The 1,161-nt window shown below is 38.0% G+C and carries 2 protein-coding genes; both read right to left on the bottom strand.

From position 1 onward, the window contains the following. On the bottom strand, positions 1 to 226 hold a 226-nt coding region (locus AB0G52_RS41285; RefSeq protein ID WP_361344482.1), incomplete at its 3' end, for an LLM class flavin-dependent oxidoreductase. A 75-nt stretch (positions 227 to 301) separates the two neighbouring features. Beyond that, the coding region (locus AB0G52_RS41280) for a metallophosphoesterase (protein WP_361344479.1) at positions 302 to 1,161 on the bottom strand (860 nt) is incomplete at its 5' end.

Raw genomic sequence — 1,161 nt, 5'->3', positions numbered from 1 at the left:
TTTTGCTCGTGCCTCCTGCTATATATCCAATCAGCACAGACGTAGCACTGCTCGCAATGCCTGGCATGCTGTGATGTTCTGCAACCCAATACCGATTATATCCCCATTTTTCCGCATGCTGTGCTAAATCTAATGAATTTTTAAAAGCAGCAGCTGCTGTACTTCCTTCTGTAATTGGCGATAAATCAAGGACAGAAAACTTAGCATCTTTTAATGTTTTCGACATTTTTTCTGACCTCCTTTTGTTCTCTATATTACTATAGAATGATTACAGTCCTAGAAGCAATTTTCCTGCTTACAGCTATTCCTTTAAGCTTTTAATATACTCCAATGTTTGCTCATGATAAGGCTTCATTAAGTACTCAATCGGCTGGTATGGTGAAACAACTGGCACCTTTTTATCATTAATAATTCGGATAATTGGTTTTGCTTGTGATTTGGATGCCGTTATCTTCCATTCACCTGCTCTTTTTTCCAGCGTTAAATCAATAATTCCAAGATGATTTCCCCAAAAGCCTGCTTGAACGGTTGGCTTTCCATTTATCGTTCCGGCCTGATGGTTAATGACATCTGTATTCTTTTCACCATTTTTCGGAAACAGGCCATGAGAATGTCCAAATAATAAGACATCAATCCCTTCCACCATACTCACATCGACTACATTATTCCCCTGCTTTTCTTTAAGAGCTCCATCTGATTGCAGTCCTGCATGAACAAGGGCAATGATTAGATCAGCACCCTCTTTTTTCATTTTCGGAACTAGCTCAGCTGCTGTTTCACTCATATTCTTTATGATTAAATTCCCTTTAAAATATTCCTTGTCCCATTCTGCTGCAATCGGTGTGAGCAGGCCAATCACACCAACATTTAATGTCTCCTCTTTTCCTTCCTCTGTTCGAATAGATTGAGGCAAAATGACATACGGATTAAAAAAATGCAGATCATCTTCCTCCATGTTATTATGATCATCCACATAAATATTTGCATTTACAACGGGAAAATCAGCGCCAGTTAAACTTTTCATAAGAAAATCGATTCCATAATTAAATTCGTGATTTCCAACTGTCGCTGCATCATACTCCAATAAATTCATTGTCTTATATGCAGGGTGTATATCTGTAAGATTTAGAAGATTGCTTTTGGCAATAAATTCTGCGAGTG

It is taken from the genome of Streptomyces sp. NPDC021562 (genome assembly GCF_040640875.1).
Classification (GTDB): domain Bacteria; phylum Actinomycetota; class Actinomycetes; order Streptomycetales; family Streptomycetaceae; genus Streptomyces.
The sequence above is the reverse complement of the archived record's forward strand: the minus strand, read 5'-3'. Positions and strand labels throughout refer to the sequence as shown.